This is a genomic window from Actinoplanes sp. NPDC048988 (assembly GCF_043197815.1).
GTDB lineage: Bacteria > Actinomycetota > Actinomycetes > Mycobacteriales > Micromonosporaceae > Actinoplanes.
Window position 1 is genome coordinate 685,765 of sequence record NZ_JBICTW010000002.1, and the last position, 14,486, is coordinate 700,250.

A 14,486-nucleotide genomic window follows, 5' to 3' on the forward strand; every position below is an offset into this window, starting at 1 on the left:
CCGGTTCACCGGCTCGGCGAGGAGGAGTCGCGGCGCGCGCCGGCCGGAGGTACGGCGGAGAACGCAGGCGTGACATGGGAGCGGGTCGACGCTGAGGACGGCGGGCTCCGAGCGTGCCCTTCGGTGGACCGGCCGGCCGCGTCGCGACTTCTTCGGACACCATGACCGGCCGAGTGGCGAGCTGGTCCGAACTCTCCGGCTACACGGTGGGGGTCACCTCCGACCGTCGCCGCGACGAGCTCGCGAGCCTGCTGGAGAGCCGCGGCGCCCGGGTGGTGCTCGCGCCCGCGCTGCGCATCGTCCCGATCGCCGACGACGCCGAGCTCAAGGCCGCGACCCGGGCCTGCCTGGAGAACCCGCCGGATGTCGTGCTGGTCACCACCGGCCTCGGCCTGCGCGGCTGGCTGGAGGCGGCCGAGGGCTGGGGCCTGGCCGACCCGCTGCGCGCGGCGCTGGCGAGGGCCTATCTCATCGCACGGGGCCCTAAGGCCCGGTCCGCGGTCCGCGCGGCCGGCCTGCACGATCAGTGGTCCCCCGAGGGCGAGAGCTACGAGGAGGTTGTCAGCCACCTCGCGGCCCGGGGCCTGGGCGGCCTGACCGTGGCCATGCAGCTGCACGGGGAGAGCCAGCCCGAATACACCGAGGCGCTGCGCGAGGCCGGGGCCCGGGTGATCGAGGTGCCGGTCTACCGATGGGCGCCGCCGGCCGACCCGGCCCCGCTGGACCGCCTGGTCGACCTGGTCACCGGCCGCCTGGTCGACGCCGTGACCTTCACCGCCGCGCCGGCCGTCGCGGCCCTGCTCCACGCGGCCGGGCCGCACAGTGAGGCCGTGCTCGAAGCGCTGCGCACCGACGTCCTGGTCGCCTGCGCCGGTCCGGTCACGGCCGCTCCCCTGCGCCGGCACGGGATCCCGGTCGTCACGCCCGCGCGGGCCCGGCTCAGCGCGCTGGTCCGCACGATCGCCGACGAGCTGCCCCAGCGGGCCGTGTCTCTGGACGTGGCCGGCCACTCCATCACCTTGCGTGGCCACGCAGCGATCGTGGACGGGGAGCTGCGGTCCCTGGCGCCCGGCCCGATGGCCGTCCTGCGCGCGCTCGCGTCGGCGCCGGGCCGGGTCCTCTCCCGCGCGGCCCTGCTGCACGCCCTCCCCCGGGGCGCCGACGAGCACGCCGTCGAGATGGCCGTGGCCCGGCTGAGGGCCGGCCTCTCCGCTCCCGGGGTGGTGCAGACGGTGGTCAAGCGCGGTTACCGGTTGGCCGGTTGACAGCGCGACCACTCACTCACGTCGCCGTGGTGGGCCGAGCGTTCTGGGCGCGCCAGCGCCCAGCTCGGCTCGCCGCGGCCCTCGGCGGGAGCGACGGTCTGTACGCCCCACCCGCCTACGACATCGTCTTTGTGTTCTTTATCCGACCGGAGCCGGATAGCCGCCCGACTGCTCGGCCACCAGCGTCGCCATCGCGTGTTCGACGACGCCGACCAGCACCTGCTTGACCGACTCGCGATGACGGGCGTCGCACATGATCAGCGGGACGTGCGGCGGAATCGCCAGCGCCTCGCGGACCTCGTCGGGCTCGTAGCGCGGAGCGCCGTCGAAGCAGTTCAGCGCGACCAGGTACGGCAGGTGACGGTTCTCGAAGTAGTCGAGCGGCGCGAACGCGTCGGCTATCCGCCGGGTGTCGACCAGCACCGCCGCGCCGACGGCACCGCGGATCAGCTCGTCCCACATGAACCAGAAACGGGTCTGCCCGGGCGTGCCGAAGAGGTAGAGGATCAAGTCGTCGGCCATGGTGATGCGGCCGAAGTCCATGGCGACGGTCGTGGTCCCCTTGCCGGGCACCTTGGACGCGTCGTCGATCCCCTGGCCGGCCGAGGTCATCACGGCCTCGGTCGTCAGCGGCTCGATCTCGGAGACCGCACCGACCAGCGTCGTCTTGCCGACGCCGAATCCCCCGGCGACGACGATCTTCGCGGAGGTGATCTCCTTGGGCTGCGCCCCCGCCCGCTCAGAGCTTGCGAAGTCCACCTAACACCCTTTCCAGCAGGTCCATCCGCTCCGTGAACCCAGTCTTGGGAGCGGCGCTGTGCAACGACAGCAGCCCGTCGGCCACCATGTCCGCGACGAGCACCCGAGCGACACCCAGCGGCAACCGGGAGAGCGCGGAAAGCTCGGCGAGGGACTGCGCTTTCGCCTCGCACAGAACAGCGATGCGGTATTTGTCATGCCCGGCGAACCGGGCCTCTTGCAGGCCGGCCTGGCTGGCGACCAGGACCGCTTCGATCGGGATGTCCCGGCGTGGTTCCGTCCGTCCGCGGGTGACCGCGTACGGGCGCACAAGGTTGCCTCTCGGGTCCTGTGGCTGTCCCATCCGCTCCTCACCCCGTTCCGGCGGTCCGGCCTCTAATGACTGACTGCTTCACGCGCGACCGGCGAGAGGGCCGCGCCGACCCGCTCGACCAGCAACGCCATCTCGTATCCGACCTGGCCGACGTCGCAGCTGCGGGCGGCCAGGACGGCCATCGCGGAGCCGTCGCTGATCGACATGAGGAAGAGGTATCCGCTCTCCATCTCGATGATCGTCTGCTGGACGGTGCCCGCGTTGAACATGCGTGAGGCGCCGTCGGTCAGGCTGACCACGCCGGAGGTGATGGCGGCCAGCTGGTCGGCCCGGTCGGCGGGCAGGTCGCGTGAGGCCGCCAGCAGCAGCCCGTCGGCGGACACGGCCACGACGTGGGCGATGCCGGCCACGCTGTTGGCGAAGTTGTTGAGCAGCCAGCCCATGTCCTGCATGGTGGGGGGCCTGGTCACTGTTCGGTCTCCTTAGCCTGGGAGGCGGCGGACTCGGCGGTGCCGTCCGTCCGCCCGCGTTGCACTCCCCGGTGGTACGCGGACAGCAACCCGCGGACCTCGTCGGGGCTGCGGCGGTTCTGTGCCTTCGGTCCCGGCTGCACGCCGCCCGGCACGAGCTGTGCCTGCGGTACGCGCTTGGGGAGGCCGGATCTCGTGGTCCCGGCGTCGACCGGCTCAGCCGCCGCCATGGCCCGCTTCCATCCATCGTCCGCCGCTGTCTTCCACCGGTCCTCCTCAGCGGAACGCTGTCTCGGAACCGACGGTCCATTGTGCCCGGTGTCCGTCGGCTCTTCGCGTGCGGGAGCCGGTGGGGGCTTGGGGGCCTCCTGGACGGGGGCCGGCGCGGGAGCCACGGCCTCCTGGACGGGGGCGGGCGCGGGAGTCACGGCCGGCACCGCGTTCGGCGGAGGCGCGTAGCCCGCCGTCGGCATGCCGAACTGCTCCTGGCTCGCCCCGTCGTGGTTACGGAACCAGCTCTGCTGCATCTGCACGAAGATGGGGGCCTCGGTGCGGTCCTCGGCCGGTGGCGCCACCGGCTGCGCCGGCACGGGCGGCATCGCGGCCAGCGCGGCACCCCACCCGCCGGTCGGGGCCGGCGGGGACGAGACCGGCGGAGCGGAGACCGAGGGCGTCACGATCGGCGTCTGCACGGTGGGGGTGAAGCCGTTCATCGTCGGCGCGTCCTGCGCCTGCGCGATCGTCTTCGACACCCGGGTCGGCAGCGGCGGCCGGTTCGGCGTCGGGCGCACCTCGGCCGGGTCGCTCGGCGGCCGCTGCGACGGGAAGACCGGCAGCGACGGGTGGGCCGGAAGCTGCTGCACCGGCTCGGGAGCGGGCGCCGGGGGCTCGATGGTCGGCAGCGTGGCCGTGGCGGCCCGCGAGGCCCGGGCGTCCCAGCCGCCGGACGGGGCCGCGCCCAGCTCCGGGCGAGGGCCGCCACCGAACGTGTCGTAGCGGCGCGGCGTCACGACGATGCTGCTCGGCAGCGTGACCTGGGCGACCGTGCCGCCCTCGAGGTTGGCCCGCAGCTCGACCTTGATGCCGTACCGGGAGGCGAGCCGGGACACCACGGCCAGGCCCATCAGGCGGAACGCGGCGACGTCCACACTGGGCGGTTCGGAGAGCCGGCGGTTGAGCTGGTCCATCTGCTCCTCGGACATGCCGAGCCCGCGGTCCTCCACCTGGATCACCACGTAGTCGCGGATCCGGCGGCCGTCGGCGACCACCACTGTGGTCGGCGGCGAGAAGCGGGTGGCGTTGTCGAGCAGCTCAGCGACGAGGCGGACCACGTCGTTGACGGCGAGCGCGGCGATCGAGACGTCGGTGTCGACGGTGCCGAACTCGATGCGGTTGTAGAGCTCGACCTCGGACTGCGCGGCGCGCAGCGCGTCGACCACCAGCGCGTCCTCGCGCCGGGGCGGGCTCGAGTCGGCGCCGGCCAGCACCAGCAGGTTCTCGTCGTTGCGGCGCATCCGGGTGGCCAGGTGGTCGAGCTCGAAGAGCTGGGCCAGCCGCTTCGGGTCCTCCTCGGTGCGCTCGATCATGTCGAGCTCGCCGATCATCCGGTCGACCAGCGACTGCGAGCGGCGGGCCAGGTTGAGGAACATCGTCGAGACGCTGGTGCGCAGGGCCGCCTGCTCGGCCGCGATGCGGACCGCCTCGCGGTGCACCACGTTGAACGCCTGGGCGACCTGGCCGATCTCGTCACGGTTGGACAGCTGGATCGGGTCGCGGACCTGGCGGACGATGTCGTCGGCGCCGCCGTCGCCGAGGTTCTTGGCGTCGCGCAGCTTGGCCACGGCGTCGGGCAGGTCGCGGTTGGCCACCGCGAGCGCGCCCTCGCGCAGCCGGCGCAGCGACATGTTGAGCGAGCGGGCCAGGATCACGGCGAGCGCGATGGCGATGATCAGCACGAGCACGACCAGCGCCGACTCGATGGCGGCCTGCCGGACGACGGAGTCGCGGTCGTCGCCGGTCGCCTTCACGATCTTCGACTCGAGCTGCTGCTCGGCCCAGCGCATCAGGTCGACCACCGCGCCGAACGCCTCGGTGATGTCGTCCGCCGGCACCGCCTCGCCGCGGCCGAGCCGGGTGGCGACGCCGTCGACCAGGTTGACCGCGTCGCCGCTGACCACCTTGTCGGCCAGGGCCCGCTGCTCTCCGCTGGCGACCAGCGAGAAGGTGGTCAGCGCCTCCTGCTGGCTGGTCTGGGTGGCGATGAAGGTGACGCGCTGTTCCTCGCTGAGGTCGTCGGCGACCCGGGCCGCGTACGAGACGGCCTCCTGCTCGGCCGTGCCCGCCTTGGCGCGGGAGAACGCGGAGAGCGCCCGCAGGCTGTCGGCGATGTCGCCGTCACCGGCCAGCTGGCTGACCGACTCGCCGTAGGCGACCAGGTCGGTGATGACGACGCCGTAGCGGGAGACGGCCTCGGCGACGGCGATGCCCTCGCGCTTGCTGACCGCCGTCCGGGTGGCGTCCATCGTGTTGAGGTGGTCGTCGATGCGGGCGAGACGATCACCCACGGCGCCGGGCGAGTCGTCGACGTCGGCCCGGTGCGAGCGGTAGACGGCGATCTGCGCGTCGCTGTTGCGCACGGCGGCGTCGTAGGCGTCGGGCTTCGCGCCGGCCGGTGCGGCCAGGTAGGCGGCGGCGGCCATCCGCTCGGTGTGCAGCAGCTGCGTCAGCGCCGAGATGTCGGTGTCGAGCTTGGTGAGCTCCTGCACCTGACCGGCCGCCGAGGCGCGCTGTCCGATGTCGACGAGTCGCGTGGTGGCGAGGACGATTACTGCGGCCAGGGGCACGAGCAGGATCAGAGCCAGCTTCGAACGGATACGCGCGTCCCGAAGCCGGGGAAAGACACCACGGCGTGCCACCTGGGTCGAAGATCCGGTGCTCACGACTTCTCCTCCGTGGTCATTCCCGTGTCTCCGTGCCCGCCTGAGCGCTGCGGCCCGGGAATTTCATCAGAACGGACATTGGTTTGGGAAGTCCGGAAACAACCCGAAACGAACTCCCCGTCCGACTGTTGGATGCATTGCCAGTTCCACAATCGACATTCACACCTCTTTGACGTGCACGAATATGCCGACCACGACAATCCGTGATGACCCGCTCACGATCAAACCGCAAGATTCCAACCAATATGTGAGACAAGCGTCTCGCTCCATCGATGGACCTCTGCTTGACCAGGGGCCCTCACGTTGGCAAGGTTTGGCGCGTTCGAACGGACATCTTGTCCGTATCGCCTTTCTAGGAGGCACCGCAGTGCGGCTCTCCCGCATCACCGCGGCATCCGCCGTGGCATCGATGCTCCTTGTCACCGGTGCGGCCGGCTGCTCCTCGGACGACGGCAAACCGGCAGCGTCCGAGGTGATCACGATCGCCGCCGACCTCGACAATTCGTCGGCCGTCGACATCGCCTACGCGCGCGCCCTTCAGCTGCGCATCGAACAGGTGAACGCCTCGGGCCAGCTCGGCGACCGGCAGCTGAAGCTGACCACACAGGACAATCGGAACGACCCCACGTCCTCGCTGCGCAACATCGGCGCGTTCGCCGACGACCCGTCGGTCGCCGCCATCATCACCGGCGCCTGCGACCAGTGCGTGGTCGGCGCGGCCAAGACGATCAACGACAAGAAGGCGCCGACCATCTCGTTAGGCGCTTCCGAGGAAGTAGTCAACCCGGTTTCCAGCCGGCGGTACATTTTCAAGATCGGCCCGAACTCGGCCGACAGCGCGTCGGCGATGGTGTCCGAGCTGAGCCAGGCGAAGACCAAGAACATCTCGATCCTCTACTCCGACGACCTGTACGGGCGTGGGGCGCGCAAGGCGCTGCTGGCCAAGCTGCCCGGGACCGGGATCGCCGCCCAGCTCTCCCGCTCGGTCAAGCCGACCGCCACCGACATCACCCAGGCCATCGGCACGCTGGCCGACGGCAACCCCAGCGCCATCGTCGTGCTGACCGCGCCCGATCTGGCCCAGCTCGCCGCGATCGGCATGAAGCAGGTCGGATACAAGGGCCGGGTCTACTTCGACGCCGCGGCCGCCAGTGACCTGTTCATCCCGGCCGCCGCGACCGCGGCCACGAACAACGTCCGGATGGTCTTCACCCAGATCCTGGCGATCGACGACGTCATCGCCACCACGCCGGCGAAATCCTCCCGCAAGCAGTGGTTCCGCGACTACACCTCGCGCTACGGCAGCTACTCGGGCGTCGCCGCGTTCGCCGCGGACGCGGTCGACCTGGTCGCCGACGCGGTGGCCCGGGTCGGCGCCGACCGCGAGCGCATCCGCGACATCCTGGAGACCTCACAGGTCGACGGCCTCTCCGGCCCGCTGCGCCTCACGCCGGACAACCACTCCGGCCTGATGCCGCAGGCGCTCACCGTGCTGGTGGCCCGGGCCGGCCGCTGGCGGCTCGCCTCATGATCCGTGTCGAGAACCTGTCACGCACCTTCACCGGCCGCTCCGGCACGGTCGAGGCGCTGCGCGACGTCAGCCTCGAGGTGGCCGACGGTGAGTTCGTGGCCGTGGTCGGCCGTTCCGGCTGCGGCAAGTCGACGCTGCTGCGGATGATCGCCGGCCTGCTCCCGCCGACCGGCGGCCACATCGACGTCGCCGGCGAGCGGGTGGTCAAGCCGCGCCGCGACGTGGCGATGATGTTCCAGCGCCCGGCCCTGCTGCCGTGGCGGTCGGTGCTCGACAACGTGCTGCTGCCGGTGCAGATCTTCGGCTGGCGCAAGGCGGAGTACGTGTCCCGCGCGCACGACCTGCTGGCGCTGACCGGCCTGACCGGGTTCGAGAAGCGGCTGCCGCACGAGCTCTCGGGCGGCATGCAGCAGCGGGTGGCGCTGTGCCGCGCGCTGATCGGCCGCCCCCGCGTGATGCTGATGGACGAGCCGTTCTCGGCGCTCGACCCGCTGATCCGGGAGGAGCTGTCGGTCGAGCTCCAGCGCATCCACATGGAGCAGGCGCCCACCACGGTCTTCGTCACCCATTCGATCGACGAGGCGGTGCTGCTGGCCGACCGCGTGGTGGTGCTGAGCCCGCGGCCGGGCCGGGTCCGCGAGATCCTCGAGGTGCGCATCCCGCGCCCCCGCACGCTGGGCCGCACGGCCAACCTGGACGAGGTCGCCCGCTGCAGCGCCCAGCTCCATGATCTCTTGATGGCGTGATCTCTTCATGGCACAGCGAGATCACGCTGCGTACAAGGGATTTCTAAGCGGGATTTTGGACTGCCTTAAGAATCGGACGTCCCAGTGGCGTTCACGGGAGAGGATTCCGTAACGTGCCGGGCATGACTTTCCGCACCTGGGCGAAGTTGTTGGGTGCCTCGTTCGGCGTTGCCGCGCTGGGCGGGGCTTCTCAGCTGGGCCTGGCCTACGGGTTGGGCGTCCTGCGCTTCACCCGCGTCGTCGAGGTCACCGCGCGTGACGAGTGGATCGCCCAGCTGGCCTGGGTGGCGTGGTTCGCCATGACCGCCGCCGCGATCGGTGCCGTCGCCGCCCGTACCCTGATCCCCCACCAGGCTCCCGCCGGCTCCCGTTTCGTCCCCGCGGTCGTGGCCGGCTTCGGCGCCGCCGCGATCCTGCCGCTCACCATGCAGCCGGCCCGGGCGGCCCAGGTCACCGGCGTCGACCCGGTCTTCGTGGTGGGCGCGTGCGCGGCGCTCGGCGCGGCCGTGGGCATCTTCGCGGCGTACGCGGTCCTGCGCAGCGCGGTCGCTCGCTGGAGCGTCCTCACGCTGACGGTCGCGACGTGGGTCATCGCGCTGGTCTCGGTGGCGCCGTCACTGCGGCCAGGTCAAGACCCGGTTTCCGTACGCCTCGGCGTGCTCGACCTGAGCATCCTGCCCGACAAGGTCGTCGACCAGGCCGCGCTCTTCACGATGCCGGCGCTCGCGCTGATCTGCGGCCTGGTGATCGGCCTCATCGCCCGCCGCGGCCGGCATTCGCTGGTCGCCGTCGCGCTGGCCGGTCTGCCCGGCCCCGCCCTGCTGACGGTGGCTTACCTGATCGCCGGACCGGGTGCGGGCGCCGACCGCTACCAGGAAGTCCCCTACTGGGCGGCGATGACCGCCGCCGGCGCCGGCGTCTTCGGCTCGGTGCTGGCCGCGGTCCTCCGGCGCGGCCCGGTCGGCGCCACCGGAGAGGCCCCGCCGACTGCCGACCGCCCGCCGCTGCCCCAGCGCGACGCCCAGCCCCACTCGGCGATCGCCCAGGCCGCCGCCGGCCCCTCGGCCGGCGCTCCCACCGGCTCGCTGCCCGGCGCTGCCCCCACGGGCGCGCTGCCCGGCGCCGCCCCGACCGGCCCGCTGCCGGGCGCCGGCGCCGCCCAGGCGATCACCGGCCGGGCGAACGTCGCCGCGGCCCGGGCCACAGTGGCCGCCCGCGCGTCGGCTGCCGCCCAGCGCCCCGACCATGAGCTGCGCCCGTCCGACACCGGCGTCCTGCCGACACCGTCGTTCGACGGCTTCACCCCACCGCAGCCCCGCCACCAGGGCAAAGAGGGCGAACTGAGCGACTGGGTGAGCGGCCTGGGCCGGTAAGGCATAGGTAAACATCAATGGAATGATCCGGCCGGGAGGTACCGCGTGGCCTCCCGGCCGCGCACGATGTCGTCATGACCACTGACCGGCACCCCCGCCTCCGCCGGTTCCTCACCGGCCTCGCCCTGGTCTTCGCCCTCACCGGCCCCGCCCTGGTGGCGCCGGCCGTGGTGGCCCCCGACGCGGCCCAGGCCGCCGTCCACTCGAGTTGCACGATCTCCCGCTGCTCGGCCGCCCGCACCGCCCGCACGGGCTGGTCCACACTCGGCTGGCCGACGAGCAGCGGCTGGTACGCGTGGCCGTACGGCCAGTACAACTACACCGGCGGCACGTTCCAGAACCGCGAGAAGCAGCTCCCCACGAACGCCACCTACAGCGAATACGACGTCTACTCCCGCACCCGCGGCGCGGCCCGGGACGCGTACCGCATCGTGGTCAACCGCTCCACAAGGGAGACCTGGTTCACTCCGGACCACTACGTCACCTTCTACAAGCTCTAGTAGGGCTTTGTCCTGGTCCTCTTCCCGCGCGGCGATTGCGTTGCGGGAAGTGGGCGCGGCAGGTGGGCAGGTGCCGATGAGGCGGGCGTCGAAGTACGGCGTAGAGAGTCATTCCGGCGCATGGGTTTTGACTTCGCGGTAGTCGTGTTCGATGCGCGCGACTTGGACCGCGTAGTCGATGCCGCGCTCAGCGAGGGCTTGCCGGAACTGTCCGGCGTCGCCGTAGCCGGCGTCAGCGACCAGCACGCTCGGGCTTCAGCCCGAGCCGAGTAGCTCGTCGATCATGTCCAGGGCAAGCCGCCATCTCGGCGTGCGCCTACCGACGTCGTTCAGCGCCTGCTCAGGCGGCCCATGCAACCTCGCGGCCATCGACTGAGCGAGGCGAGGTCTAGGTGGTGGCTGGCGTCGGCTGCGGGAAGGTCGCATACCGGTGTTGTGTGTGGTCGTTCTGCGGCCGCCGCCAGCCACCACCTGGGCCACGCCGCAGCCCCGCGTGACCCACCAGACAGGCCCTGGGCCACCGGTGGGTGATTTCGGGAGACGTCGGGCACAGCGCTCGCTCTAGCTTTTCTCGTCGCGGACCGGTTATGGTCCGAACACAACCCCACGGGAGTCCGGTGCACCGGGCTGAGAGGGGGGCCGTCGCAGCCCCCGACCGTCGAACCTGATCCGGGTCATGCCGGCGCAGGGAGGAGCGTTCGTTGTTTCCTCGATTGCATGTCATCACCGACTCGCTCGATGTGGTGCGCGGGGCGGTCGGCCATGGGCCGGTCGCGATCCAGGTGCGGGTCAAATCGTCCGACCGGGCGGCCTACGAGCTGACCGTCGCCGCCCTCGACGTGTGCCGGCGCGCTGGTGACGCGCTCTGCCTGGTCGACGACCGGGTCGGTGTGGCTCTGGCCGCCGGCGCCGACGGCGTACACGTCGGGGCCGAAGATCTGCCCGTCGCCGCGGTGCGCCGGGTGCTCGGGCCCGATGCGGTCGTGGGGGCCACGTGCCGTACCCCTGAAGCCGCCCTCGACGCCGTGCGGGACGGAGCGTCCTACCTCGGCGTGGGCCCCGCCTTCGCGACCGCCAGCAAGGTCGGGCTGCCCGAGCCGATCGGGCCGGCGGGAGTGAAAGACGTGGTCGCGGCGGTGCCGGGCACGCCGGTCATCGCGATCGGCGGGGTCACCGCCGACCGGGTCGCGGTGCTTGACGCGTACGGCGTGGCGGCGATCTCGGCGATCGCGTCCGACCCGGCCCGGGCCACCATCGAGTTCCTCCAGGCCCTGGACGGCCGGGCATGAGCGACGTCGCGGTGGTGGGTGGCGGGATCATCGGCCTGGCGGTCGCCTTCCGGCTCGTCGAGCGCGGGCTGGACGTCACCGTCTTCGACGGCGGTGACGAGGGCGCCTGGCATGTCGCGGCGGGCATGCTGGCGCCCGGCGGCGAGTCGGCGTTCGAGGAGCCGGCTCTGGTGCGGCTGATGGAGCGGTCGGCCGAGCTGTGGCCGGGTTTCGCGGCCGAGCTCGGCGTCGACGTCGGCTACGACGACACCGGTACCTTGAGCCTGGCCATGACCGCCGACGACGTGGCCGAGGCGGCCCGCCAGTGGACCAGGCAGCAGTTGCCGCTGCTGCGCCACTCGAAGCTGCGGGAACTGGAGCCGGCGCTGTCGCCGCGGGTACGCGCCGGCGTCCACTCGCCGCGCGAACGTCAGGTCGACCCGCGGCGCGTGGTCGCCGCGCTGCGGGCGAAACTCGGCGACCGGGTCGTGCCGAAGCGGATCGAGTCGCTGTCCGATGTGGACGCGACGACGGTCGTGGTGGCGGCCGGTTGCGGCACCGCCCGGCTCACCGGACTGCCCGTACGGCCGGTCAAAGGCCAGGTCCTGCGGTTGCGAGGCGAGCCGGGGCTGCTGCGGCACGTGCTCGACGCGACGGTCGACGGCCGGCCGGTCTACATCGTGCCCCGCCGGGACGGCGAGATCGTCATCGGCGCCACCCAGGAGGAGCGCACCGACAGCCTGGTCACCGCCGGCGGCGTCCACGACCTGCTGCGGGCCGCGATCGATCTGGTACCGGGCCTGGCCGAGCTGGAACTGGCCGAGACGACCGTGGGCCATCGCCCCGGAACACCCGACAACGCGCCGCTGATCGGCTTCTTCGCGGACGGGCACATCGTCGCCGCCGGCCATCACCGCAACGGGATCCTGCTCGCCCCGGTGACCGCCGAACTCGTGGCCGATCTGGTGCTGGACGGCAAGGAAATCCCCGACTTCGACCCGAGGAGGTTCTGATGCGGTTGACAGTCAACGGGCGCAGCTTCGACTCCGAGACGGAAATGTCCGTGCTGGCCCTGGTCGAAACGCTCACCGAGGCCCGGCGCGGCGTCGCGGTCGCGGTGAACGGCGAGGTGGTGCCCCGGTCCACGTGGGGCGCGGTGCCGCTGACCGAGGGCGACGCGGTCGAGGTGCTGACCGCCGCGCAGGGAGGTTGACGGTGTTCGACAAGTCGCGGCTCATCCTGGGCACGGGCGGCGCCAACAGCCTGGCCGCCCTCGAACAGGCGATCGTCGCCTCCGAAACCGACCTGGTCACGGTCGCCCTGCGCCGGGTCGACGCGGCCGGGCCGGGCCTGCTGCCGATGCTCGACCGGCTCGGCGTGCGGGTGCTGCCGAACACGGCCGGCTGCTACACGGCGGGCGACGCGGTGAAAACCGCCCACCTGGCCCGCGAGGCCTTCGAAACCGACCTGATCAAGCTCGAGGTGATCGGCGACGACCGGACCCTGCTGCCCGACGGTGTGGAGCTGCTGCGCGCGGCCGAGACGCTGGTCGGCGACGGGTTCACGGTGCTGCCGTACACGAGCGACGACCCGATCCTGGCCCGGCGCCTGGCCGACGTGGGCTGCGCGGCGGTGATGCCGGCGGGTTCGCCGATCGGCTCCGGCCTGGGCATTTCCAACCCGCACCACATCCGGCTGATCCGGCAGAGCGTCGACATCCCGGTCGTGCTCGACGCGGGCATCGGCACGGCCTCGGACGCGACCCTGGCGATGGAGCTGGGCTGCGACGCGGTGCTGATCGCCAGCGCCATCACCCGGGCCGACGACCCGGCGGCGATGGCGTCGGCCATGCGCCACGCGGTCCTGGCCGGAAGGCTGGCCTACACGGCGGGGCGCATCCCACGGCGCTTCCACGCTCTGGCGTCCACATCGGATGAGGGGCTGGCCCAATGGTGACGCCGGGCGGGCTCGTCGTCCTCACCGATCGGCGGATCGCCACGGGCCCGCTGGTCTCGGTGGTCCGGGCCGCGATCCGCGGCGGCGCCGAGTGGGTCGTGCTGCGCGAGAGAGATCTGCCGTACGCCGAACGGGCCGCGCTCGCCGAGCAGTTGCGCTCGCTGCTGCCGCCCGGACGGCTGATCGTGGCGGGCCCTGATCCGCTGGGCGGGAACGCGGTGCACCTGGCCGAGGCGGACCCGCTGCCGGTCAGTGGTGTCGAGCTGGTCGGGCGCTCGGCGCACGGAGTACCGCGCCTGTCCACTGAGGACTACGTGACGTTGTCGCCGGTGTTCCTGACGAAAACCAAGCCGGGGTACGGGCCGGCGCTGAGCCCGGAGGGGGCGGCGGCGCTCGCCGGGAAGGTGCCGTGGCTGGCGCTGGGCGGGATCGACACACCATCGCGGGCGGCGGCTTGCGTCGCGGCCGGGGCACGCGGGGTCGCCGTCCTCGGGGCCGTCATGCGGGCTCCCGATCCGGAACGAGCCGCCGGGGAACTGGCGGAAGCCCTGTCGGCGAGCCCGGCGGCCGCGCGATGACGCCGCCGGTCGTGCTCACCATCGCCGGCTCCGACTCCGGCGGCGGCGCCGGCATTCAAGCCGACCTCAAGACCTTCGCCGCCCTGGGCGCCTACGGCACCTCGGTCATCACCGCCGTGACCGCCCAGAACACGCTCGGCGTCACCGCCATCCACCCCATCCCCGTCGACATCGTCGCCGCGCAGCTCGACGCCGTCCTGGCCGATTTCCCGGTCGCCGCCGTCAAGGTCGGCATGATCGGCGACCCCGCCGTGGCCGCCCTGATCGCCGACCGCGCCGACCGCCTGCCCAACCTCGTCGTCGACCCGGTGCTGGTCGCCACTTCCGGCGCCCGCCTGGCCGACACCGCGGCCGTCGCGCCCCTGGTCTCGCACCACTGTGTCCTGACCCCGAACCGCCAGGAGGCCGGCGCCCTGACCGGAAGCCCGGTCGAGACGCCCGAGGAGATGGTCGCGGCGGCCGAGCTGCTGGCCAAGCGGGGCGCACGCGCTGTGGTGGTGACCGGCAGTGAGACCGCCGCCGATGTCCTGTGGCACGACGGCGCCGCCGAGACGTTGCGCGGCGAGTCCGTGCCGACCGCGAACAACCACGGCTCGGGCTGCACCTTCTCCTCGGCCGTGGCCGTGCGTCTCGCGGCCGGGGACTCCGTGCCGGTGGCCGTCCGCGCGGCCAAGCGTTACGTGACCGCCGCGCTGTCCGGCGGGAGCGACTGGCGGCTGGGTGCCGGGCCCGGTCCGCTGAACCACTTCATCTAAAAGGCTCCGACGGCTGCGGTACGGGAATCCGTG

General features: G+C 72.2%; 16 protein-coding genes and 1 riboswitch. Of the genes, 11 read left to right on the top strand and 5 right to left on the bottom strand.

From position 1 onward, the window contains the following. The first annotated feature begins 161 nt into the window (after positions 1-161). Entirely contained in the window at positions 162-1,265 is a 1,104-nt protein-coding gene (locus tag ACGFJ7_RS10245) for a uroporphyrinogen-III synthase (protein WP_360245474.1), read from the top strand. A 138-nt stretch (positions 1,266-1,403) separates the two neighbouring features. Here ACGFJ7_RS10245 and ACGFJ7_RS10250 read toward each other — a convergent pair whose 3' ends face one another. Genes ACGFJ7_RS10250 through ACGFJ7_RS10265 form a run of 4 tightly spaced genes read right to left on the bottom strand, consistent with a single transcriptional unit; the run spans position 1,404 to position 5,746 of the window. Next, positions 1,404-2,024, bottom strand: a complete 621-nt coding sequence (locus ACGFJ7_RS10250; RefSeq protein WP_097322738.1) for an ATP/GTP-binding protein — start codon at positions 2,022-2,024, stop codon at positions 1,404-1,406. Continuing rightward, positions 2,005-2,367 (bottom strand): DUF742 domain-containing protein, encoded by a 363-nt coding sequence (locus ACGFJ7_RS10255; RefSeq protein WP_097322739.1) that lies wholly within the window; start codon positions 2,365-2,367, stop codon positions 2,005-2,007. Before ACGFJ7_RS10255 ends, ACGFJ7_RS10250 begins: the two co-directional genes overlap by 20 nt. A gap of 32 nt (positions 2,368-2,399) precedes the next feature. Then, the gene (locus tag ACGFJ7_RS10260; protein WP_097322740.1) at positions 2,400-2,807 is read right to left on the bottom strand and encodes a roadblock/LC7 domain-containing protein; all 408 of its coding nucleotides are present in this window, start codon (positions 2,805-2,807) and stop codon (positions 2,400-2,402) included. Beyond that, the gene (locus tag ACGFJ7_RS10265; RefSeq protein WP_360245479.1) at positions 2,804-5,746 is read right to left on the bottom strand and encodes a nitrate- and nitrite sensing domain-containing protein; all 2,943 of its coding nucleotides are present in this window, start codon (positions 5,744-5,746) and stop codon (positions 2,804-2,806) included. The genes ACGFJ7_RS10260 and ACGFJ7_RS10265 overlap by 4 nt, the downstream gene beginning before the upstream one ends. A 409-nt stretch (positions 5,747-6,155) precedes the next feature. Here ACGFJ7_RS10265 and ACGFJ7_RS10270 point away from each other — a divergent pair, with 409 nt between their 5' ends. From ACGFJ7_RS10270 to ACGFJ7_RS10285, 4 genes are all read left to right on the top strand, one after another. Further along, positions 6,156-7,277, top strand: coding sequence for an ABC transporter substrate-binding protein (locus tag ACGFJ7_RS10270; protein ID WP_360245482.1), 1,122 nt, complete (start codon positions 6,156-6,158; stop codon positions 7,275-7,277). Beyond that, a complete protein-coding gene (locus tag ACGFJ7_RS10275) occupies positions 7,274-8,023 on the top strand; it encodes an ABC transporter ATP-binding protein (RefSeq protein ID WP_360245485.1) in 750 nt (249 codons plus the stop codon). The genes ACGFJ7_RS10270 and ACGFJ7_RS10275 overlap by 4 nt, the downstream gene beginning before the upstream one ends. Before the next feature lie 122 nt (positions 8,024-8,145). Then, positions 8,146-9,396, top strand: coding sequence for a hypothetical protein (locus ACGFJ7_RS10280; RefSeq protein WP_360245488.1), 1,251 nt, complete (start codon positions 8,146-8,148; stop codon positions 9,394-9,396). Positions 9,397-9,470: 74 nt separating this feature from the next. After that, positions 9,471-9,896: a ribonuclease domain-containing protein gene (locus ACGFJ7_RS10285; protein WP_392641905.1), complete on the top strand. Its 426-nt coding sequence runs from the start codon at positions 9,471-9,473 to the stop codon at positions 9,894-9,896. A gap of 108 nt (positions 9,897-10,004) precedes the next feature. On the opposite strand, the gene ACGFJ7_RS10290 is transcribed toward ACGFJ7_RS10285, so the two are convergent. Then, entirely contained in the window at positions 10,005-10,142 is a 138-nt protein-coding gene (locus ACGFJ7_RS10290; protein ID WP_360245494.1) for a transposase, read from the bottom strand. A 350-nt stretch (positions 10,143-10,492) separates the two neighbouring features. Further along, positions 10,493-10,604, top strand: a riboswitch (TPP riboswitch). On the opposite strand from ACGFJ7_RS10290, the gene ACGFJ7_RS10295 reads away from it, so the two are divergent. From ACGFJ7_RS10295 to thiD, 6 genes are all read left to right on the top strand, one after another. Beyond that, entirely contained in the window at positions 10,598-11,185 is a 588-nt protein-coding gene (locus ACGFJ7_RS10295; RefSeq protein WP_360245497.1) for a thiamine phosphate synthase, read from the top strand. It overlaps the preceding riboswitch by 7 nt. Next, on the top strand, positions 11,182-12,177 hold the full coding sequence (gene thiO / locus ACGFJ7_RS10300; protein ID WP_392641908.1) for a glycine oxidase ThiO: 996 nt from the start codon (positions 11,182-11,184) through the stop codon (positions 12,175-12,177). The genes ACGFJ7_RS10295 and thiO overlap by 4 nt, the downstream gene beginning before the upstream one ends. Next, entirely contained in the window at positions 12,177-12,377 is a 201-nt protein-coding gene (gene thiS / locus ACGFJ7_RS10305; RefSeq protein WP_360245503.1) for a sulfur carrier protein ThiS, read from the top strand. The genes thiO and thiS overlap by 1 nt, the downstream gene beginning before the upstream one ends. Then, on the top strand, positions 12,374-13,120 hold the full coding sequence (locus ACGFJ7_RS10310) for a thiazole synthase (RefSeq protein WP_392641910.1): 747 nt from the start codon (positions 12,374-12,376) through the stop codon (positions 13,118-13,120). The genes thiS and ACGFJ7_RS10310 overlap by 4 nt, the downstream gene beginning before the upstream one ends. Next, positions 13,114-13,698, top strand: coding sequence for a thiamine phosphate synthase (locus ACGFJ7_RS10315; protein WP_392641912.1), 585 nt, complete (start codon positions 13,114-13,116; stop codon positions 13,696-13,698). Before ACGFJ7_RS10310 ends, ACGFJ7_RS10315 begins: the two co-directional genes overlap by 7 nt. Next, the gene (gene thiD, locus ACGFJ7_RS10320) at positions 13,695-14,453 is read left to right on the top strand and encodes a bifunctional hydroxymethylpyrimidine kinase/phosphomethylpyrimidine kinase (RefSeq protein WP_392641914.1); all 759 of its coding nucleotides are present in this window, start codon (positions 13,695-13,697) and stop codon (positions 14,451-14,453) included. Before ACGFJ7_RS10315 ends, thiD begins: the two co-directional genes overlap by 4 nt. Positions 14,454-14,486: the final 33 nt, after the last annotated feature.